This window comes from Streptomyces sp. NPDC051172, assembly GCF_040682555.1.
Lineage (GTDB): Bacteria > Actinomycetota > Actinomycetes > Streptomycetales > Streptomycetaceae > Streptomyces.
Map to the genome: position 1 here is coordinate 62,480 of NZ_JBFBBE010000026.1, position 21,154 is coordinate 83,633.

16 protein-coding genes and 1 pseudogene are annotated in these 21,154 nt (G+C 71.2%); 11 read left to right on the forward strand and 6 right to left on the reverse strand.

The genetic code is table 11. The features are described from left to right. Positions 1–194 precede the first annotated feature (194 nt). The 4 genes from xylA to AB0N07_RS18045 all read left to right on the forward strand — a co-directional run bounded on the left by xylA (position 195) and on the right by AB0N07_RS18045 (position 3,132). A complete protein-coding gene (gene xylA, locus AB0N07_RS18030; RefSeq protein ID WP_365836002.1) occupies positions 195–1,361 on the forward strand; it encodes a xylose isomerase in 1,167 nt (388 codons plus the stop codon). Positions 1,362–1,529: 168 nt separating this feature from the next. After that, positions 1,530–1,940 (forward strand): hypothetical protein, encoded by a 411-nt coding sequence (locus AB0N07_RS18035; RefSeq protein ID WP_365836004.1) that lies wholly within the window; start codon positions 1,530–1,532, stop codon positions 1,938–1,940. A gap of 105 nt (positions 1,941–2,045) precedes the next feature. Beyond that, positions 2,046–2,366 carry a DUF6191 domain-containing protein gene (locus tag AB0N07_RS18040; protein WP_365836006.1) on the forward strand — a complete coding sequence of 107 codons (321 nt, stop codon included), beginning with the start codon at positions 2,046–2,048 and terminating at the stop codon, positions 2,364–2,366. Positions 2,367–2,601: 235 nt separating this feature from the next. Continuing rightward, complete coding sequence (locus AB0N07_RS18045) at positions 2,602–3,132, forward strand: hypothetical protein (RefSeq protein WP_365836008.1); 531 nt, start codon at positions 2,602–2,604, stop codon at positions 3,130–3,132. A 424-nt stretch (positions 3,133–3,556) separates the two neighbouring features. Here the strand turns inward: AB0N07_RS18045 and AB0N07_RS18050 are convergent, their stop codons facing one another. Continuing rightward, on the reverse strand, positions 3,557–3,745 hold the full coding sequence (locus tag AB0N07_RS18050) for a hypothetical protein (protein ID WP_365836010.1): 189 nt from the start codon (positions 3,743–3,745) through the stop codon (positions 3,557–3,559). A gap of 93 nt (positions 3,746–3,838) precedes the next feature. After that, the gene (locus tag AB0N07_RS18055) at positions 3,839–4,708 is read right to left on the reverse strand and encodes a hypothetical protein (RefSeq protein ID WP_365836012.1); all 870 of its coding nucleotides are present in this window, start codon (positions 4,706–4,708) and stop codon (positions 3,839–3,841) included. 89 nt (positions 4,709–4,797) lie between these two features. On the opposite strand from AB0N07_RS18055, the gene AB0N07_RS18060 reads away from it, so the two are divergent. From AB0N07_RS18060 to AB0N07_RS18070, 3 genes are all read left to right on the forward strand, one after another. Then, positions 4,798–6,564: an FHA domain-containing protein gene (locus AB0N07_RS18060; RefSeq protein ID WP_365836014.1), complete on the forward strand. Its 1,767-nt coding sequence runs from the start codon at positions 4,798–4,800 to the stop codon at positions 6,562–6,564. Next, complete coding sequence (locus tag AB0N07_RS18065; RefSeq protein WP_365836016.1) at positions 6,561–8,126, forward strand: protein kinase; 1,566 nt, start codon at positions 6,561–6,563, stop codon at positions 8,124–8,126. The genes AB0N07_RS18060 and AB0N07_RS18065 overlap by 4 nt, the downstream gene beginning before the upstream one ends. 64 nt (positions 8,127–8,190) lie before the next feature. Continuing rightward, a complete protein-coding gene (locus tag AB0N07_RS18070) occupies positions 8,191–9,843 on the forward strand; it encodes a hypothetical protein (RefSeq protein ID WP_365836018.1) in 1,653 nt (550 codons plus the stop codon). A 160-nt stretch (positions 9,844–10,003) separates the two neighbouring features. Here AB0N07_RS18070 and AB0N07_RS18075 read toward each other — a convergent pair whose 3' ends face one another. After that, positions 10,004–10,573 (reverse strand): TetR/AcrR family transcriptional regulator, encoded by a 570-nt coding sequence (locus AB0N07_RS18075; protein ID WP_365836020.1) that lies wholly within the window; start codon positions 10,571–10,573, stop codon positions 10,004–10,006. Positions 10,574–10,668: 95 nt separating this feature from the next. Here AB0N07_RS18075 and AB0N07_RS18080 point away from each other — a divergent pair, with 95 nt between their 5' ends. The 4 genes and pseudogenes from AB0N07_RS18080 to AB0N07_RS18095 all read left to right on the forward strand — a co-directional run bounded on the left by AB0N07_RS18080 (position 10,669) and on the right by AB0N07_RS18095 (position 15,347). Beyond that, positions 10,669–12,138 (forward strand): MDR family MFS transporter, encoded by a 1,470-nt coding sequence (locus AB0N07_RS18080; protein WP_365836022.1) that lies wholly within the window; start codon positions 10,669–10,671, stop codon positions 12,136–12,138. 98 nt (positions 12,139–12,236) lie between these two features. Further along, positions 12,237–12,691 (forward strand): annotated as a pseudogene (locus AB0N07_RS18085) (IS5/IS1182 family transposase); the annotation flags it as partial. A gap of 226 nt (positions 12,692–12,917) precedes the next feature. Continuing rightward, the gene (locus AB0N07_RS18090; protein ID WP_365836024.1) at positions 12,918–13,487 is read left to right on the forward strand and encodes a PadR family transcriptional regulator; all 570 of its coding nucleotides are present in this window, start codon (positions 12,918–12,920) and stop codon (positions 13,485–13,487) included. A 135-nt stretch (positions 13,488–13,622) separates the two neighbouring features. After that, the gene (locus tag AB0N07_RS18095; protein WP_365836026.1) at positions 13,623–15,347 is read left to right on the forward strand and encodes an acyl-CoA dehydrogenase family protein; all 1,725 of its coding nucleotides are present in this window, start codon (positions 13,623–13,625) and stop codon (positions 15,345–15,347) included. A gap of 80 nt (positions 15,348–15,427) precedes the next feature. On the opposite strand, the gene AB0N07_RS18100 is transcribed toward AB0N07_RS18095, so the two are convergent. The 3 genes from AB0N07_RS18100 to AB0N07_RS18110 all read right to left on the reverse strand — a co-directional run bounded on the left by AB0N07_RS18100 (position 15,428) and on the right by AB0N07_RS18110 (position 21,117). Next, positions 15,428–16,783 (reverse strand): esterase-like activity of phytase family protein, encoded by a 1,356-nt coding sequence (locus tag AB0N07_RS18100; protein ID WP_365836029.1) that lies wholly within the window; start codon positions 16,781–16,783, stop codon positions 15,428–15,430. Between the two features lie 135 nt (positions 16,784–16,918). Beyond that, the gene (locus tag AB0N07_RS18105) at positions 16,919–18,253 is read right to left on the reverse strand and encodes an SWF or SNF family helicase (RefSeq protein ID WP_365836032.1); all 1,335 of its coding nucleotides are present in this window, start codon (positions 18,251–18,253) and stop codon (positions 16,919–16,921) included. Beyond that, positions 18,250–21,117, reverse strand: a complete 2,868-nt coding sequence (locus AB0N07_RS18110) for a DEAD/DEAH box helicase (RefSeq protein ID WP_365836034.1) — start codon at positions 21,115–21,117, stop codon at positions 18,250–18,252. Before AB0N07_RS18110 ends, AB0N07_RS18105 begins: the two co-directional genes overlap by 4 nt. Positions 21,118–21,154 lie beyond the last annotated feature (37 nt).

The window sequence follows — 21,154 nt, forward strand, 5'->3', positions numbered from 1 at the left end:
GGGCTCTCCCTTTTTCCGCGGCTCTGCGGGCTCTGACCTGCTGGTTCGAGGGTTCCCGGGCCATGGCGACCCGGAACCTCACCCCTTCGGGGACATCTTGTCCCTTCCCAGGGATGCGTCCGCATACTAATTTGTAAACCGCCATGACGAAATAGTCGTAAGGCAACGGTCGCAAACGAGCAAGGAGCCGCGGCATGAGCTACCAGCCCACCCCCGAGGACAGGTTCACCTTCGGCCTGTGGACCGTCGGCTGGCAGGGAAGGGACCCGTTCGGCGACGCCACGCGGCGTGCCCTCGACCCGGTCGAGACGGTGCAGCGCCTGAGCGAGCTCGGCGCGTACGGCGTCACCTTCCACGACGACGACCTGATCCCCTTCGGGTCCTCCGACACCGAGCGCGAGTCGCACATCAAGCGCTTCCGTCAGGCCCTCGACACGACCGGCATGACCGTGCCGATGGCCACCACCAATCTCTTCACGCACCCCGTCTTCAAGGACGGTGCGTTCACAGCGAACGACCGGGAGGTGCGTCGCTACGCCCTGCGCAAGACCATCCGCAACATCGACCTCGCGGCCGAGCTCGGCGCGAAGACGTACGTCGCCTGGGGCGGCCGCGAGGGCGCCGAGTCCGGCGCCGCCAAGGACGTACGCGTCGCCCTCGACCGCATGAAGGAGGCCTTCGACCTCCTCGGCGAGTACGTCACCTCCCAGGGCTACGACCTGAAGTTCGCCATCGAGCCCAAGCCGAACGAGCCCCGCGGCGACATCCTGCTGCCCACCGTCGGCCACGCCCTCGCCTTCATCGAGCGCCTGGAGCGCCCGGAGCTGTACGGCGTCAACCCCGAGGTCGGCCACGAGCAGATGGCCGGACTGAACTTCCCGCACGGCATCGCACAGGCCCTGTGGGCGGGCAAGCTCTTCCACATCGACCTCAACGGCCAGTCCGGCATCAAGTACGACCAGGACCTGCGCTTCGGCGCCGGTGACCTGCGTGCCGCGTTCTGGCTGGTCGACCTGCTGGAGAGCGCCGGTTACGCCGGCCCGAAGCACTTCGACTTCAAGCCGCCGCGGACCGAGGACCTCGACGGCGTGTGGGCCTCGGCGGCCGGCTGCATGCGCAACTACCTGATCCTCAAGGAGCGCGCGGCCGCCTTCCGCGCCGACCCGGAGGTCCAGGAGGCCCTGCGTGCCTCGCGTCTGGACCAGCTCGCCCAGCCGACCGCCGCCGACGGCCTCGAGGCCCTGCTCGCCGACCGCAGCGCCTTCGAGGAGTTCGACGTCGAGGCGACCGTCGCGCGCGGGATGGCCTTCGAGCACCTCGACCAGCTGGCCATGGACCATCTGCTGGGGGCTCGCGGCTGAACGGCACGCGTATGCGCGCGCGTGCGTGCTTGATCCGCACGCGCACGCGCGCGTGCCCGAGCGATCTCCGCGCGGAATGCCCCGGAACCGTGCGGTCCACGGCATGGGGCCGTATCAACTTCCGTGCGGGGGTCGCCGCCTGCCCGATGTGCGGCGACTCTGGACGGTATGGCCATACCGCCGGTACCGCCTCAACCGCCCGGACCGCCGGGTGACACCCCGCCACCGGGCGGCGGGTTCGGACCACCTCCGACCTACGCCGACTGGCAGCCGCCCCCACCACCCGGGCGGCGGCGCAAACCGCTCTTTGCCCTCCTGGTCGCCCTCGCGGCACTCGCCACAGTGGTCGTCGTCGTCCTGATGGCCTCCGGCCGCCACCACTCGCCCGACGAGAAATCACCCAACGACACAAGCGTGAGCTCCGGTCGCACCTCGTCGCCGTCCCTGGGCATCCCGACGGAACTGCCGAGCAGGCTGCCCAGCGGGCTCCCGTCGAAGCTGCCCAGCGAGCTGCCGAGCAGTGTCCCGAGCGACCTCCAATCGCTGATCCCCTCCCTGGGAGGCCTCGCCCTGCCGTGACATGAGGTCGGGCGCCCTGAGAAGACAGCATGCGATGTCAACGGCCAAGCGGCGAAGGCGAGTTCAGGGGATGACTGTCCGCGGCTCGACCCGGATACCGGGGACGTGCAATTCGTCTTCTTCATGACCTTGCCCGGGCTGGTCATCGTGCTGACCATGCTGGCCTTCGTCGACCAGTTGCTCATGCGCGCGGGTCGTGCCGGAGTGCTGCCATGGCGGAACAGTGCACGTCAGGGGCAGATATCAGCGACCGGATTCGAACAACTGCATGCGAGCCTTTCTCCGGGCAAGCAGCACGAGCTGAAGGAACGGCAGTCGTCGATGGTCTTGCCGGACAACGAGGATGACGGGGCTCCGCCGAACAGGACGACGGTGGATCTGACCGCGGGGACGGCGGTCGTACGGATGCCGAGCCCCGGGCGGTAGGAGTGCCGCCGACGACATCTGGGAAACGTCTCCTCGGCGATCCACCTGCGCCCGGTGACTCGCGCCGGCGTGGCCGGCGCGCCGACCGATGAGCGAAGGTGTCGGGACGCCGATGCCGTGACCGGGCCGAGTCGGCGCGAGCGACTACAAGGCAACAACGAGCCCGCGACGGATGGATGGCGACGCGGCAGCCGGGCACCGTCCGCCATTGACCATCCCGGTCAGGGGGCCAAGCATGGGGTCGACCACTTCACGTCCGGTGTTGCGGCGCTTCGTGGGCGCCGACGCGGTCGGCGTGGCCCTGGCCGCAGCCTCGGGATGCACCGTTTCCTCCGACGTCGTCGCCGGCATCTCCGTGACCGCCGACGGCCATCTGCTGGGCGTCATGATGGTCTGCGGACATCAGATCGACGGCGCGACCCTCTATGTGGACGGCGATGACGTCAGCAAGCAGGTGACGGTGGGCTCATGGACCGCCGACCGCCCCCTCGCGCCAGGCCTCGCCACCTGGACCCTCGATGCTCCCGCCGCCGGCTGGACCACCACCGGATCCCTCGCTCCGCTCACCGCCAAGACCACCTACGCGCTGTACGGCTGGACCAAGGACAACTCGTGGTCAGCGAGCAGTATCTCCTTCACCCCGGCCGACCGGGAGCGGCTCACCCCGGGCCGGGTCCGCTACGCCGGCATCTCCGGCAACGGTGGCGAATCCGCAATCACCGTCTCCGCGTCGGACTTCAAAGCCAAGGCCTGCCAGAAGATGTAACGCTACGGCGCCTTTGGCCAGGCCGAGACGCTCCGGCGTCGTGGAGTTCGGCCAGGACCTCAGACTGTTCGCCATTTCGTCGGTAGGCCGGGGGGTCGGTGGCCATATCTGATGGGTGGGTGACCGGCGCGGTCGGAGTGCCCGGCACCTTCAATCGCCCTGGTCGCTGCACTTGTGCCGTCCATGCCAAGGCTCTATAACGTCTCCTGCAGGTATCGGCGGGGATGGCCGGAAATGGCAGTTGCCGCCGGCCAGGGGGGATCCTCGGCTCCGTCGCCATCGGCATCAATGCCCGCAGACCGACGGAGACCGAACCATGACCAACGACGCATATCGCGCTGCCCTGACCCGCCTGGCCGTCGACCCGGCCTTCCGCGCCGAACTCGACGGCGACACCGGTGAGGTGGGGCGAAGACTCGGCCTGTCACCCGCCCAGGTCGCCGAACTCCGCTCCCTCCGCGTCGAGTCCGCCACTGACGGGGGACCGGCTGCTCTCGACCCACGGCTGTCCAAGTCGTCCCTGTTCTTCGGAAGCGCGGCGCACGCGCTGGCGCATCACGACATCACGGCCGACCACGCCGTCCCGTCCGACCACCAGGCCGCGGTGACGCATGAGGCCTCCACGACCCACGCCATCCCGGCGGAGCAGGTCTCCGGTGACCACGATGCCAGTGTCCCGGCATTCCCCGAGCAGGGCTACGACCTGTCAGGTCCCGCCGAGGGCCAGGAGGGCTCCGCCGGCCTGGACACGGCCGCCACCGGCACCCACAGCCTGCTCGGCGGCTCCCTGCTGGACCGGTCGCCGGGCGAAGTGGCAGGCGAGCTGGGCCAGGTCGGCAACTTCGGTGACTTCGGCGACTTCGGCGAGCATGCCGGCGGTGGCGCCGACGGGGGCTTCGGTGACTCCGGGGCCGGGGCCGGGGGCTTCGGCGGGTTCGGCGGCGGTGCCGATGGCGGGTTCGGCGATGGAGGTCTTGGCACCCACGGCCTTGGCGATGGCGGCTTCGGTGACGGCGGTGTCGGTTCCGGTGGGTTCGGTGATTTCGGGGGCCATGGCGGCTTCGGCGGGGAAGGCGGCGGGGACGCCGGTCACTTCGGCCACGGTGGCATCTACGACCGTGACGGCGGCGAAGGTGGCGAGGGTGGGGGTGGTGGTGAGGGTGGTGGTGACCCGGAGAACACCGATCGTCCCAGCGGTGGTGGTCACGGTGGTGGCGAGGGCGGCGGTGGTGGTGAGGGTGGTGGTGACCCGGAGAACACCGATCGTCCCAGCGGTGGTGGTGGTCACGGTGGTGGCGAGGGTGGGGGTGGTGGTGAGGGTGGTGGTGACCCGGAGAACACCGATCGTCCCAGCGGCGGCAGTGGCCACGGCGGTGGTGACGGTGGGTGCGACGGAAACGGCGGAGGCAGTCAGGAGAACGTCGGTCGGCGTCCCGGCGGTGTCGGTGAGCCCGGCGGTGGTAACCGCATCATCGTCCAGGGTGGCCTGCCCGTCTCGGGCGAGGGTGGCAGCGGTGATCACATCATCGTCCAGGGCGGCCTGCCCGCCTACGGCCTCGGAAACGCCGCCACGCACCTGCCGGTTTCCGGCCCCGCCGCGGAAGGCGAAGAAGGCTTCAACGGCGGTACGTTCCTCAGCGGTTCCGGCGCAGACTGAGCCACCGCATGCTCTGCCGTGTCTGCCGCGTCCACGTGCGGCGCGACTTCCCGTACTGCCTGCACTGCGGCACCCCGCGCCGGGGTGTCGCACCGACCTCGTTCGCCGCACCACAGCTGCGCGGCCTGGACGACCCCACGCTGCCCGTCGCGCTGACCGGCCCGGTCACCACGCTGGGCCGGGGCGAGGACAACGACGTGGTTCTCTCGGACACCAGCGTCTCGCGCCGCCACGCCCGCATCGTCCGCACCGCTGAGGGCTTCCGGATCGAGGACCTGGACTCCTTCAACGGCACCGCCGTCGGCGGCGTCGACCTTCACGGCGGCTCGGCCGGCCTCGCCGACGGCACCGAATTGTCCGTGGGCGACGTACGCCTGGTGTTCGAGCAGCCTCGCAACACCCGGATCGGCTCGCGCACGATGGTCGTCGGCACCCAGCTGACCCATTCGCCCACCGCCGGAGAGGCCGGGCAGGAGGAGGCCCCCGAGGCGAACGGTCCGCTCACCGCGCGCCCCCGCCGCCGCTCCGGCTGGGCCCTCAAGCAGATACCCACCGAACACGGCGCACCCCGCTGGGTGCTCAGCAGCACCCGTACCGGCCGCTATCTGGAACTGGACGAGCGCCAGGTCTTCCTGTGGCACACCGTCGACGGCGAGAACACCGTACGGGATCTGCTGTTCGCCTACGCCGACCGCTACGGCGAACTCGCCCTGCCCCGCATCGAGTCCGCGCTTGCCGCGTTCGCGGACGCCGGGCTGCTGCGCGGCCTGCCGGGACGGCCGGAGGAGGAGCGGCCGAAGGGCTGGCGGCGGGTGGCGGGGGCCGTATACCGGGCGCTGCTGAAGCTGGAGGTGTCCGTCCCCGGCCTCGACCGGTTGGTGACCCGGCTCTACCAGGCTTTCGGCTGGCGACTGTTCACCCGGACCGGTGTGTTGCTCGCCTGGCTGTCGGTGACCGGCGGCCTCGTGGCGTTCGTCGCCGCGCAGGGCCGGCACCATCTGCTGGACTTCGGCGGGGCGGGCGTATGGGGCCCGGTCCTGCTGGCCGCCGGATACGTGAGCGCGCTGCTCGTCCACGAGCTCACGCACGCGCTGGCCGTGAAGTCGTACGGCCGGAAGGTCAGACGCGGCGGGTTCCTGCTGATGATGGGCATGCCGTTCGCGTTCGTGGACACCAGCGACATGTGGTTCGGGTCCCGTTGGTCACGGGTCGTGGTGGCCCTTTCCGGGCCGCTGTCCACAGCGGCGCTGGCCGGCTGGTGCGCCACGGGCGCCGCCCTGCTGCCCACGGGACCGGCCTCGGCCGTCCTCTACCACCTGGCCTTCGGCCTCTACCTGAACACCCTCTACAACTTCAACCCGCTGATGCCGCTGGACGGTTACCAGGCGCTGACCGACGCCCTGCGGGTGCCCCGGCTGCGCGAGGAGGCGAGCGCCTACTTCCGCACGGGCCTGTGGCGCGACCTGCGCGCGGGCAACCGGCCCGGCCCCCGTCAGGCCGGCCTGGCCGCCTACGGGCTCGCGGTCGTCGTGGGCACCTACGGCTTCCTCGGCCTCGCCCTGCTGGCCTGGCGCTCCCGCATCGGCGACCTGCTGGACGGTCGCCTGCCCGAGCCGTGGACCACGGTGATCGAGGCGACCGTGGTCGCTCTGGTCGCCTTCCCGGTGTGGTCCGCGCCCGCCCGCTGGCTGCTGCGCCGCGTACGGCGCAGGCGGGACGCGAAGCACGTACCGCAGGGGGCCGGGCTCCTTGCGCCGGCGGAGGGGACCGCATGACCCAGGACACGCACACCGAGGGCGGCTGGGCCGTACCCGGATACGCGGCCGTGCGGACGCTCGGCGAGGGATCCGGCGGCCGGGTCGTCCTCGCCCGGCACACCGCGACCGGCGTCCCCGTCGCCGTCAAGTACCTGAGTGAACGCCTGCGCGCGGATCGGGAGTTCCTGGCCCGCTTCCGAGCCGAGGCCCGGCTGCTCGGCGAGCTCCGGCACCCGTGTGTGGTGCGGCTGTACGAGTACGTCGAGGCACGCGCCGGAGCCGCGATCGTGATGGAGGCGGTGGACGGCGTCAGCCTGCGCCGGCTGCTGCGCCGACAGGGGTCGACCGGCACCGAGGGCGCGCTCGTCCTGCTCAAGGGCTCGCTGCTGGGGCTGGGCGCGGCCCACACGGCCGGGGTCGTGCACCGCGACTACAAACCGGAGAACGTCCTGGTCCGCGCCGACGGCACCAGCGCGCTCGCCGACTTCGGCATTGCGGTGCGCAGCGGCCGGGAGACCGAGGCAGAGGGCACGCCCGCTTATATGGCGCCGGAGCAGTGGAACGGCGAGCCGGCCGGTCCGGCGGCCGATGTCTACGCGGCGTCCGTGGTGTTCTTCGAGTGCCTGACCGGCCGGCGGCCGTTCCCCGGGGACGACATGACCGCTCTGCGCCTGCAGCACCTGCGCGCACCGGCCCCGCTGGACGACGTACCTGCACCTGTGCGTGCGCTGCTGCGCTCGGGGCTGGCGAAGGACCCGGCGGACCGGCCCGGCGTCGAGAGGTTCCTCGCCGACCTGGAACGGTCCGCTGCGGAGGGCTACGGCGCCGACTGGGAGGAACGCGGCCGCCGCCGGCTGGCCGAACTCACCGCGCTGCTCGCCCTGATGTTCCCCTTCACCGCAACCGCGACCCTTGAGGGGTCGGCCAGTGCGCTGACCCTGCTGGACCGGCTGAAGCGCGGGGGATGGAAGGCGGTGACCGGTGGGGCGGCCGCGCTGGTGGTCGTGGCGGGCGGAGCCACGTACGCGACGGGCCGCCCGCACGAGACGTCGACGACGGTGGCGAGTTCGACGCCGGCACCGGTCAACTCGCCCCCAGCACCCGGCACTTCCCCTTCCCCGTTCACTTCAGCGAGCAGCGCCCCGCCCACGGCCGACACCTCGCCCACCACTATGCCGTCGGACAGCCCGTCGTCCTCGCCCACGCCGTCCAAGCAGACGATCACACCGGCCGGGACACCGACCACCGAGTCCCCCGGCCCGGCCACCCCCGGCGCGGTCACCCTCACCATCGGCTCCTGGCAGCGTGGACCGACACCCGGCACACTCATCGCGGCGGTGACGGTCGAGACGACGGGCACCGGTCCGCTGACTGTCACCGCGAACTACTACGTCGACACACCCGCCGACCCGTACGGCTCCCAGTCCCGGACCCTGTCCGGAAGCACGCGGTACGACCTGACCTTCCAGGCCGATTTCTCCAATCACCCGTGCCGGGGCACCTGGGAGGTCTCGCTCAGCAGCGACCCGGCGGCCGCGAACGGTCCCCAGACGGCCTCCCTGGACGCACCACCGTGCTGACCAGACTTCAGAGACACCCAAGAGAACCGCGAGCCACTCCCCGCCGCGACGAGAACGGATCGACATGACGACAGCCACCACAGTGGCCGGACGGCCCCTGTCCGGCTGGTCACGGGACACACGCCACGGCACCTGGTACGCCCTGCTCCCCGCCCGGTCCGGCGAGTGCACCCTCGGCGCGCTGCGCATCGACCGCGCCCTGCTGGCTCCCGAGGGCACACGCGAGCGCCTCGCGGCCGCGGTGCTCGCCACGGCGAAGCTCAGGCTGCCCGGGCTGCTCGGCACGGTCGACCTCGTGGCCGAGGCCGGTGAGGTGTGGCTGCTCACGGCCCGGCCGCCGGCCCCCACCCTGGCCGACGTCCTGTCGTCGGCAGGCGGCCCCCGTCCGGACGCGGGCAGCGCGGCCGGCATCCTCAACGAGACCGCGCAGACCCTCCTCGCCCTGTGCGCCGCAGGCCTGTCCCACGGCCCAATCGGCCCCGACACCGTCGTGATCGCTCCGGACGGTGTCGCCCTGCTGGCCGAGGCGGAGCTGGGCGCGGTGCTGGGCGACGCGGCCGCCGTACCGGAGTCGGGCGACGGACCGCAGGCCGACCGCCGGACAACAGTCGCCACCGCTGCCTGGGCCGCCCTGGCCCGCACTCTCGGCGACGCCTGGACGCAGCCCGAAACCCCCGCGGCCGACCTGTTCGCTCGCTGTGCCGCCACCGCCGAGTCGCAGGGGCTGGCGGCGGCCCGGGGCACGCTGGTCGACGGACGCGCGGCGCTCCCGGCGGACTTCCTGCGCCGCACGGCGCTCCGCACGGCGGCGGCCGCGTCGACCCCCGAGTTCGCGCCGCCGAAGGCACCGGCACCGTCCGTCACAGTGGCCCTTGTCCACCCGGCTCGGCGGACGGACCCTCACCCGGCGCCGGACGCAACCGACTCCGACCCACGCCCCACCGCCCCCGAAAATCCCGCTCCCGCACCCGACTGCTCGTCCCGCCCTGCCACCACCGTCGGCCGACCCTCGACGGCGGCCCACGCCCACACCGCCGCAGTCCCGGACCCGCGAACCTCCCTGGCCGCCCCCGGCCCTCACCCTTCAGCCGCCACCGACCAGCCCACCTCGGTCGGCCGCGCTCACCGTTCCCATGCCGTGGACACCCAGGCGACCGTCCTCGGCAAGCGCAACCGTGGCCTCCCGCTTCCGGCGGAGGCAGGGGAGGACTCCGGCGGGATCCTGCTCCGGTTCGGGCCCGGCGTCCCGGTGGAAGAGCAGGACGTCCTGCGCGCCCGATGGCGGACCGAGGCAGCGGTTCCTGTCGTCTCCCGCTCACGGCGCGGACGACGGGGCTGGATCGTCACCAGCGCCGTCGTCGCGATCGCCGCCGTACTGCTCTGGCTGCTGCTGCGCCCGGCCCCCGCTCCCGAGGTCGTCTCCGTCCGGGTCGAGGCCCCCACCGGGCCGTTGCACTGCGGTCAGACGGCCGACCTGATCGGTGTCGTCACCACCGACGGGCATGGCGGCCCCGTCACCTACCGGTGGCTGCGTGCGGACGGCCAGGACTCGGGCGAGCTGGTCCGCACCGCCGATCGCGGTGTGCGCCGGGTCAAGGTGCACCTTCGCTGGACGGTCCGCGGTTCCGGCCGCTTCCGGGGGACCGCCCGACTGAGGATCACGCACCAGCCGGTCCCGATGGAGGCGAAGGCGAGCTTCACGTACGTCTGTCCATGAAGCGTCTGACCTCAGACCGACCGGCGTTCTCTACGCTCGTAAGCGATTCCCAGACCGACAGACACGGCTGGCGCCCGAACTTTCGTGTGCACCAGGCGTGTTCGGATGATCGCTCCGCGGCCGGTGCACAGGAGATGAGCCTCCTGCGTCAATCGCCTTGTCAATGCACCAGGGGGAGGAAGAGCGTGTCGACGATCTCTTCGAGAACCTGGTCGGGTACGGCGGTGAAGGTCGTCAGGAACTCGTGGCGAAGCAGGTCGAAGGGCAGGGTCTTGATGCGTTCGGTGAGGTGCTCCGCCTTGACTTCCCCGCGGTCGACGGCACGCTGGTAGATCGTGTCGATGGCTTGCTTGCGGCCGGTCTCGGAGGGATCGAGCAGTTCGCTGGGGCTGGTCCCGGTCGCCTGGTGGTAGTCGGCCAGGTACACGCTCATGACGGTGACGAGCTGGACGCGGGTGGCGTTGATCTCCCGCATGAGAGTCAGAACGTCCTCGCGCAGGCTTCCGGTGTCGGGAACGCCCAGGACGTTCTTGTGCAGGATGTGGACGAGGGTCGCCCGGACGAGTGCGTCGCGGTCGGGCCAGCGGCGGTAGAGGACCGGGGGGCTGGTGCCGGCGCGTTTGACGACGGCGTCCATGGTGAACCTGGCGTAGCCGGTGGCCGTGAGCTCGTCCCAGGCCGCGTCGAGCAGCGCATTCTCCAGGGCCGCTCCGCGGCGCCGTTCGGGCATCGTCTCTCCTCCAGTTAGATAGATTTGCCTATCTTAGGGCAGTGCCCTAACCTGAGTCCCGCAAGATAGAGAACCTTATCTTAAGGGGGCGTCCGATGAGCGCCAGCGGTACCCAGTCACCACCCATCCCCGGTTCCAACCGGGTCGACCCGGCCTTGCGGCGCCTGACCTACACGTTGATCGTCGGCGCGCTCGCCGTCATCTTCGACACCACGATCATGAGCGTCGCCATCGACAGTCTCGCCGGGCAGCTGCACACCTCGCTTGCCACCATCCAGTGGGTGACCACCGCCTACCTGCTGGCCCTGTCCGCCACGATGCCGACCGTCGGCTGGGCCCAGTCGGTCCTGGGCGGCAAGCGGCTGTGGATCCTCGCCCTGGGCCTGTTCTTCGCCGGATCGATGCTGTGCGCCGCGGCGTGGAACGCCCCGAGCCTGATCGCATTCCGCGTTCTCCAGGGCATCGGCGGCGGCATCATGATGGTGCTGATGGCCACACTGGCCATGCAGGCCGCCGGAGGCCGCAACATCGGCAAGGTCATGTCGCTGATCACCGTGCCCACCGCTCTTGGCCCGGTCATCGGCCCGGTGATCGGCGGCGTCATCCTGCACCTGGGCGACTGGCGCTGGATCTTCCTGTTCAACATCCCCTTCTGCCTCGTCGGCGGCTACCTGGCCTGGCGCAACCTGCCCAAAGACGGGCCTCGCCCCGGGACCGGCCGCCGTCTGGACCTCGTGGGCGTGCTGCTGCTCTCGCCCGGCATCGCCGCGGTCATCTACGGCCTGACGCAGCTCGGCGGACCCGACTGGTTCATCGGCCTCAAGGCCGGGCTGCCCCTGCTCGCTGGAGTCGTCCTGCTTGCCGGCTACTTCGCCTGGGCCCTTCGGCGCGGAGCCGACGCCCTGCTCGACATCCGCCTGCTCCGCCACCGGGCCCTGGCCTCGTCCACGGCGCTGCTGCTACTGGCCGGAGCCGCCCTCTACGGGGCCATGCTGCTCATGCCGCTGTACTGGCAGCAGGTCCGCGGCGAATCCGCTCTGGGCGCCGCGCTGCTGCTCATCCCGCAGGGTGTGGGCACCCTGTTGTCCCGTTCGCTGGCCGGCAAGTACATGGACCGCACCGGGACGCGTCCGGTCGCCCTCATCGCCTTCGCCGTCACCTGCGCAGCCACCGTGCCGTTCGGCTTCGTCACTGCCGCCACGGACAACACCATGCTGATGGCCGTGCTGTTCGTCCGTGGCCTCGGGCTGGGCGCGGCCATGATCGCCTTGATGGGGGGCGCGTTCGTCGGACTGCGACGCCAGGAGATCCCGGCCGCCTCCAGCATCAGCCGCGTCGCCCAGCAGATCGGTGGCTCCATCGGCACCGCGATCCTCGTCATGATCCTGCAGCACGCCACCGCCGGCACCCACACCCGGGCCGCCCTGGCCTCGGGATTCGGCGACGCCTTCTGGTGGGCTGCCGCGTGCACCGCCGCAGCGGTGCCGCTCTGCCTCCTGCTGCCGCGCCGAGCCGACCCCGAACCCCAAGGCGCCACTCCTGACGCACCACCCGCCGAGGTCTGAGCGACCTCGTCACCGCCGAGCCTGATGTACGCGAAAGTTCGAGGGCCAGCCGTGACCCTCGGTTTGGGATCGCTTCTCAGTGATCAAGAAGGACGGCCGTGCCCGCCCTGCCGTCTTGCCTGTTCGAACCCAACTGGGACCAATTTGCCGAACTACTGCCCACACGGCCGGAGTTCGCCCCGAACCACCCGCTCGGCTGCCACCGCCGAAGGGTCCGCGACCGGACCGTGTTCGAGCATGTGGTGCTCGCGCTGGTCCACGGCCCGGGCGACGAGCGTCTCACCGGCCCCGGATGCTCGGACCGCACCACTCAATGAGCGCTTCGCTCCAGCCTTACGACCGCATGATCGGCCTGGAGCCGTCCGAGATATCCGTCGACGGCTGCGTCACCAGGGCCTCGTGCGGCGGCGAACGTGCGGGCCGTTCCCCGGCCGATCGCGGGAAGCAGGGCCTCAAGCGCTCGATCGCTACCGAGGTCCACGGCATCCCGCTCGGCCCGGTCGCCGCCGGGGCAAACCACCACGACTCGCTTCTCCTCGGGCCGACCCTCGAAGCCGCCATCGCGCGGATCGTCCCCCTGCCCGAGGATGTCTCGTGGGTTCTGCCTCTACCTGGCCGCCCCACCACACGCCGTCTCAAGTGATCCATTTATTTGCCGGTCGGTCTTGATGCGCCTGACCTCGAGGCGTGTGTCCTTGGGCATGTTGTCGGCGTGAGCCGCGTCGCATCGGCGCGGGGGAGGCTTGCTATGCAACGAGTTGCATAGCAAGATCGGTGGCATGGCGCTCGAACACGCGATCTTGGTGTCGCTTCTGGAGAAGCCAGGATCCGGCTACGAGCTGGCCCGGCGCTTCGAGCGGTCCATCGGCTACTTCTGGACCGCGACCCACCAACAGATCTACCGCGTGCTCAAGCGCATGGAGAACGACGGCTGGGTCGACGTCCGGGACGTCCCGCAGCAGGGCCGGCCGGACAAGAAGGAGTACTCCGTCGCCGACCTCGGCCGGGCCGCGCTCTCCTCCTGGCTGCAGGATCCGATCGAACCGGACAGCGTCCGCCACGACCTCGCCGTGAAGATCCGCGGCGCCGCCTTCGACGACCCGGCCGCCCTGATCCGCGAGGTGGAGCGGCACCGGCAGGCGCACCAGGACCGGCTGGCGCACTATCTCGCAGGAGAGGCGCGCGACTTCACGCCCGAATCGAGCACGGCAGGTCCTGGTGCGCCGCTCGACGCGGAGCGGGAGCTCCAGCACGTCGTCCTGCGCGGTGGCATCGCGTACGAGCGAATGATGATCGACTGGCTGGACGACGTGCTCGCCACGCTGGCCCGATTCGGTCCCGCCCGCTGACCGTCGCCGTTCCCGCCGCCGATCCTCCGGATCCCCCGCTCCTCCTGATCTCCCGAACCGGTCTGGTCCGATCCGATCCGTCCAGCCGTCAGACTTCCCGCTTCCGCCCGTCCACCAGCCGAAAGGCGTCATCGCATGGCCGACCAGCTGCTGTTCAACCCGCGCACGTACGACCCCGCGCACTTCGACCCCGAGACGCGCCGCTTGCTGCGTGCCACCGTCGACTGGTTCGAGGAGCGCGGGAAGAGGCGGCTGATCGAGGACTACCGGACGCGCGCCTGGCTCGGCGACTTCCTCTCCTTCGCAGCGAAGGAGAACCTCTTCGCCACCTTCCTGACGCCGTCGTCCGCCGCGGGGGAGGAGGAAGCCGACAAGCGGTGGGACACCGGCCGGATCGCCGCGCTCAACGAGATCCTGGGCTTCTACGGCCTGGACTACTGGTACGCCTGGCAGGTCACGATCCTCGGCCTCGGCCCGGTCTGGCAGAGCGACAACGCCGCAGCCCGCGCCCGCGCCGCCGAACTCCTCGCCCAGGGAGAGGTGTTCGCCTTCGGCCTGTCCGAGAAGGCCCACGGCGCCGACATCTACTCCACCGACATGCTGCTCGAGCCCGACGGCGACGGCGGCTTCCGCGCGACCGGCTCCAAGTACTACATCGGCAACGGCAACGCAGCCGGACTCGTCTCCGTCTTCGGCCGCCGCACCGACGTCGAGGGCCCCGACGGCTATGTGTTCTTCGCCGCCGACAGCCGTCACCCGGCCTATCACCTGGTCAAGAACGTCGTCGACTCCTCGAAGTTCGTCAGCGAGTTCCGCCTGGAGGACTACCCCGTAGCGGCCGAGGACGTCCTGCACACCGGCCGCGCCGCCTTCGACGCCGCACTCAACACCGTCAACGTCGGCAAGTTCAACCTGTGCACCGCCTCGATCGGCATCTGCGAGCACGCGATGTACGAGGCCGTCACCCACGCCCACAACCGCATCCTCTACGGCCGCCCCGTCACCGCCTTCCCGCATGTGCGGCGCGAGTTGACCGACGCGTACGTCAGGCTCGTCGGCATGAAGCTGTTCAGCGACCGCGCTGTCGACTACTTCCGCTCCGCCGGCCCGGACGACCGCCGCTACCTCCTCTTCAACCCCATGACGAAGATGAAGGTGACCACGGAGGGTGAGAAGGTCATCGACCTGATGTGGGACGTCATCGCGGCCAAGGGCTTCGAGAAGGACAACTACTTCGCCCAGGCGGCCGTGGAGATCCGCGGCCTTCCGAAGCTGGAGGGCACGGTCCACGTCAACCTGGCGCTGATCCTGAAGTTCCTGCGCAACCACCTCCTCGACCCGGTCGACCACCCCGCCGTACCGACCCGCCTCGACGCGGCCGACGACGACTTCCTCTTCCGGCAGGGACCGGCCCGCGGCCTGGGCTCGGTGCGCTTCCACGACTGGCGGCCCGCTTTCGACACGTACGCACACCTGCCCAATGTGACCCGCTTCCGCGAACAGGCCGACGCACTCTGCGAGTTCGTCGCCACGGCCGCACCCGACGCGGAGCAGAGCCGGGACCTCGACCTCCTCCTCGCGGTCGGTCAGCTCTTCGCCCTCGTCGTGCACGGACAGCTCGTCCTGGAGCAGGCCGCCCTCCCCGGCCTCGACGAGGACGTGCTCGACGAACTCTTCGCGGTCCTCGTACGGGACTTCTCCACGCACGCCGTCGAACTGCACGGCAAGGACTCGGCGACCGAACAGCAGCAGGAGTGGGCGCTCGGTTCGATCCGGCGGCCCGCCGTCGACGAGGCACGCACGGAGCGGGTCTGGCAGCGGGTCGAGGCGCTGTCCGGCGCGTACGAGATGGCCCCGTAGACGCGCCCTGCGAATCGACACCGGTGGCCGGGCCGCCCGGCCCCGGCCACCGGTCGACAGGGGGTCAGTCCCACCGCAGGTCAGATGCGAGGCTGAACCTGGTCCAGCCGTACGTACGTCACTGTGGTCTCGATGCCGCTGTCCACCAGCCGTCCCTGTGCGTCGAACGCGCCCGCGCCGTCCGTCATACCGAAGTCGTTGTCGTTGATCAGGACGAGCATGTCGTGATCCACGCGCGCGATGCCCTCGATTTTCCCGGGCACCCCCGGGACCGTTCCGAGGTCGACGACCAACTGCTTGTCGAGCACCGGAACGCCGGAGGCCGCCGGGTCGTCGAGCTGTTCCAGGGACGGAGACGTCGTGTCGTCGTCGTAGGCACCGCCGAGGATGTTCGCTCCTCGCCCCAGCTTCACCAGCTGCAACCGCGCGGCCTTGTCGGTGCGCTCCTCCACCAGCAGCCGATCGCCGCCCACGGCGACCACCGACGAGATCTTCAGCTCGGAGGTGTCGTTCTCGCTCGGGTCCACCACGTTCACCGGATCGAAGCGGTACGCGTACTCCGCGGTGACGGCCTTCTCCTTCGGCGAGAAACGCAACAGACGCGTGCTGCGCGACGCCTCACCGGCACCCGTGTCCGGCAGGGACAGCGGGCTCTGCAGGGCCATCACCAGGTCACCGCCGGGCAGCTGGGCCAGCCCCTCGAAACCGCGGTTGATCTTCCGGTGCAGCAGGATCGCGGGCAGTGCCTCCACCACCGGGTAGTCGGTACCGGTGAGGTTCAGCCCCTTGGGCACGTAGCGCGTGAGCACCTTCCCGCGCGCGGAGACATGGACAAGGCTCGGACCGTATTCGTCGACGAGCCAGAAACTCCCGTCCCCGGCCCGCACGATGCCCTCCGTGTCCAGCCCGTTCGGGTTGTACGACAGCGCCGACTTGGCGTCGTAGGAGTAGGGCGCCTCGTCGCGCCCGGCCTGGTTCGGCAGCCCCGTGACGGCCTTCCCGGAGGCGGTGGTGATCGGTATCGCGTCCAGCACCTTCACGGTGTCGCCGGCCACCCGGATCTTCACGATCGCCGGATCGAAGCCCGGAACCGGGAACGTACGGCGCTTCGTACCGGCCACCTTGATCCGGCCGTTGGGCCCGCGGTCGGTGACCGTCCAGAACTCGCCCTTGCGGCCCGCCGGACAGATGTCGCTACCGATCCCGCCGAGGTCGATGCCCCGGTCGTCGTCCACCGCCCCGGGCAGCAGGGTGTTGCTGAACGCGCCCAGCGGAATCTCTCCGAGCGTCGCCGTACGCACGACATGTGCACTCCCCGACGCCGAGTCCGCACTGGCGGGCGGACAGGCCGTCACAAGGGCCGCGAGCACGACAAGCGGAACGCCTGCCGCGACGGAGCGTCGGACGCCGGGCCGGCCGGTGGCGTGCGGGGACATCGGACCTCCTGAGGGGCAAGTTCGTTGACAACGGCCAGATTTGGGCACTCCAGCGAAAGGCCTGCGACCGTCGGGTGAACGCAGGGCATCGGTTGCGACCGCGCAGAGCCGGGCGCGAAGGCCGCCCAGCGTCGGCTACGCCAGGTGCAGGTCCGCGGGGCCGGGCTGCGCGATCCACCGTCCAGCCGACTGCCGGGCCTCTTGGGCGGGCTCCTCCCCGGCGTCCGGCTCCGCCGAGGCCAGAGCCGTCGCCGGATCCTGGCAAGCCGCTCCGGCGGGCACCCAGCGGCCCCGCTCCTTGCGATACGGCCACCAACGCCCGTCCCGCCCCAGACGCAGTTGGGCCGGTGCGCCGACAACCGTCCACCTGTTGCCGCTCGCCCGCAGCGACGGTCGCTCGTCCTCGTCCCAGGCGGACTCCAGGGCGGCACGCGCGCGTGCGAGAGCATCGCCCGAGACGGTCCACTCCTCCTCCAGCACGGACAGCGCGGCCACCCCTCCGAGGCGCCACGCGCGCGTGGCGCGCGCCAGCCCCTGCCGCTCGCGTCCGGACCCCTCGGCCAGCCGGTCCACCACAGCCGTCTCAGCGACTCCTGCGGCGAGACGGACCGCATCCTGCGCGAGGGTCAACTCCTCCTCCAAGGCGTGTTGTTCGGTGCCGGGACGGAGAGCCTCGGCGAGCAGGCGATGTGCCTCTGCGGCGGTTCGCGCGGCCAGACACTCCAAGGCGGCCGGGTCCACGCCCGGCCCGGGCGGGGTCTCGGTGTCCAGGGACGGCGGTACACCGGGTTCCGTGGGCAGCTCCGGCGGGGTGGGCAGGGGCGGCAGGATGTTGCCCGTCCTGTACGCCTCGGCGGCGTCCACTCCCTCCGGTTCGGCCGAGTCCTCCGGGGGTGTGGTGCTGCGGGTCTGGAGGTCGTCCAGCAGGGCCCGTTCGCCCCGGCCGCGGATCAGCAGCAGCACGTAGGGATCCTGGTCCAGCAGCCGCGCCACCTGGTAGCACAGGGCCGCGGTGTGCCCGCAGTGGTCCCAGGCGCCGCAGTCGCACTCCGGCTCCAGATCGCCTATGCCCGGCAGCAGTTCGACGCCCGCGGCCGCCGCGTCCTCGACCAGATGCGGCGGCATCTCGCGGTCCAGCAGCGCCGCGACATGTCCGGCCCGCTCGACCGTCATGTCCAGGAACCGGTCCCACTGTTCGCCGTCCAGCTCCTCCAGCAGGACGTCGGCCCGGTGAGGCGTGCCACTGCGGCTCTGGACCACTGCCGTGATACGTCCCGGACGTACGGACACCGCGCCCACACACCCCGCGCGCGCCAGTCTGCGGCCCGCCTTGAGCTGTTGGGAGTCGAGCGCTGTGTCCTCCAGGGCTTTGAGCCAGGCCTGGCCCCACCAGGTGTGCGCAAACCCCCACCCGTGCGCGGGCGGCAGCGCGGCGAACGTACGCTCCGTGTCCTGGTCGTGCCGGTTCATCGGGTGCCCCCTCGCAGTTCCACCAGATCGGCCAGCTCCGCGTCCGTCAGCTCCGTGAGCGCTGTCTCGCCGGAGCCGCCCAGCACCGCGTCGGCCAGCTCCCGCTTGCGGCCGAGCATGTCGGCGATGCGGTCCTCGATGGTCCCCTCCGCGATCAGCTTGTGGACCTGCACGGGCCGGGTCTGACCGATGCGGTACGCACGGTCGGTGGCCTGCGCCTCGACGGCGGGGTTCCACCAGCGGTCGTAGTGCACGACGTGTTCGGCCCGCGTCAGGTTCAGCCCGGTGCCCGCGGCCTTCAACGACAGCAGGAAGACGGGCACTTCACCGTCCTGGAAGCGCCGCACCATCGCCTCGCGTTCGGCGACGGGCGTCCCGCCGTGCAGGAACTGCGAAATGACGCCACGGGCCGTCAGGTGCCGTTCGATGATGCGCGCCATGCGCACGTACTGCGTGAAGACCAGAACGCTCGCCCCCTCGGAGAGGATGGTGTCGAGCAATTCGTCCAGCAGCTCCAGCTTCCCCGAACGACCGGCGATCCGCGGCCGCTCCTCCTTGAGGAACTGCGCCGGATGGTTGCAGATCTGCTTCAGCCCCGTCAGCAGCTTCACGATCAGACCGCGCCGCTCCATGCTGTCGGCCGCGGAGATCTCCGCGAGCGTCTCGCGCACCACCGCCTCGTACAGACCCGCCTGCTCCTTGGTCAGGGCCACCGCACGGTCGGTCTCGGTCTTCGGCGGCAGCTCCGGCGCGATCCCCGGATCCAACTTGCGGCGGCGCAGCAGGAACGGCCGTACGAGACGGGCGAGCCGCTCCGCGGCTGCCGGGTCCCGGCCGCCCTCGACGGCCTGCGCGTACCGTGTGCGGAAGGTGCCGAGCCGGCCCAGCAGCCCGGGGGTCGTCCAGTCGAGGATCGCCCACAGCTCGGAGAGATTGTTCTCCACAGGGGTCCCGGTGAGCGCCACGCGTGCGCGTGCACCGATGGAACGCAGCTCCCGTGCGGTCGCGGAGTACGGGTTCTTCACATGCTGCGCCTCGTCCGCCACGACCATGCCCCACGCCGTCTCGCCGAGCCGACGCGCGTCCAGGCGCATCGTCCCGTACGTGGTGAGCACGAACTCCCCGTCGGCCACCGCGTCCAGGCTGCGCCGCGCGCCGTGGAAGCGCCGCACGGGCGTATCGGGCGCGAACCTCTCGATCTCGCGCTGCCAGTTGCCCATCAGCGACGTCGGACACACCACGAGGGTGGGGCCGGCCGTGGGCGCCTCGCACTGCCGGTGCAGATGCAGCGCGATCAGCGTGATCGTCTTGCCGAGTCCCATGTCGTCGGCCAGACAGCAGCCCAGACCCAGGGACGTCATCCGGGCCAGCCAGCCGAGGCCCCGGCGCTGGTAGCCCCGCAGGGTGGCCGCGAGAGCGGCGGGCTGCGCGACCGGCTCCTGCGCCTCCGGGGCCGCGAGCCGCTCCCGCAGGGCCGCCAGCCATCCCGTGGGCTGTACGTCGACCCGGAGGCCGTCGACCTCCGTCGAGCCCGTCAGTGCGGCTTCGAGCGCGTCGATGGGTGTGATCTTGCGGTCCTGCTGGGCGCGGGCGCGGCGCGCCTCCCGGGGGTCGACGAGGACCCATTGGCCGCGCAGACGCACGACGGGCCGGCCGGCCTCGGCGAGCCGGTCCAGCTCAGCGCGCGTGAGCTGCTCCTCGCCCAGGGCGAACCGCCAGTTGAAGGCGAGCAGCGCGTCGGCGGACAGGAATGACGGCGGGTCCGAGGCGCCCCGTCCGGCCACCGGCTCCTCGTCCGGCGGGCCGATGACCGCGCGGGCCGTCAGCGTCCGGGCCAGTTCCTTCGGCCAGTGCACGTCGACTCCGGCGGCGGCGAGGTCCCGGGCGCCCGGTCCGAGCAGTTCGGTGACCTCCTCGTCGGCGAGTTCGACGGTGTCCGGCACACTCGCCGACAGCAGGGGCGTCAGCGGCGGCCAGGACCGAGCCGCCCGGCGCAGCGCGAGCAGGGCGTCCATCCGCGCGCGCGGACCGAAACCCCGGTCCCCGTCTCCGGATGCGCCCCACACCTCGGAAGCGTCCGCCACCAGCGCCGGATCACTGACGCTGTGTACCTGCAGCACGGCCCGGAAGGGCACCGCGGCATCCTCCTGCGTCAGCTCGGCAAGGCCGGGCACTTCGATCCGCAGCGAGAGCCGTACGCCCGCGTCGTGGCCCGCGGCGACATCGGCGGCCCACGCCCGCTGCCCGGGCATGTGCTGCGGTGCCTGTGCCGCGTAGGCAGACCCGCCCGTCACCAGGAAGGCCGCGGGAGAGCGCGGGAGCGTGTCGGCCACCGCGTCCAGGAAGGCACGCAGCAGCCCCTCCGGGGTGGGCAGCCGAAGCGGCCCGGAGCCGCCCAGCGGGACGGCGTGCGCCTCGGGCGGCATCGCGGCGGCCAGCCCGCGGATGCGGTCGACGTCGTCCAGGGCCAGGGGGCCGACGCGCCAGACGTCGTGGTCGCCGGGTGACAGACCGGGCAACAGCAGTCCCCGGGCGAGGAGTTGGAGGGCCAGCACCGCTGCCGAGCCCCAGAAGACTGCCCCCCGGTGTGCGTGCGCATCGGTACGCGCGCGCGTGAGGACCGGAAGCGCTACCCGCACCGGCAGCAGGACGGCGGGAACCTGCACCGGCTCGACGCCGTCGCCGCCCGGGCGGACCAGGCCCAGATCCTGGGCGGACCCGGCCGCGTGAGGCGGAGGGGCGCTGCCGTCGGGTCGCCAGAAGGCGACCCGGCCGGTGCGGGCCGGGTCACCGGGCACGAAAACGGCGCAGCAGCGGGCCAGTTCGGAGATCTCGGACGGTGGTGCCGCAGGGATCCTCTGCACAGCGAAGCCGTATTCCTCAAATTTGACTACCGGGTCG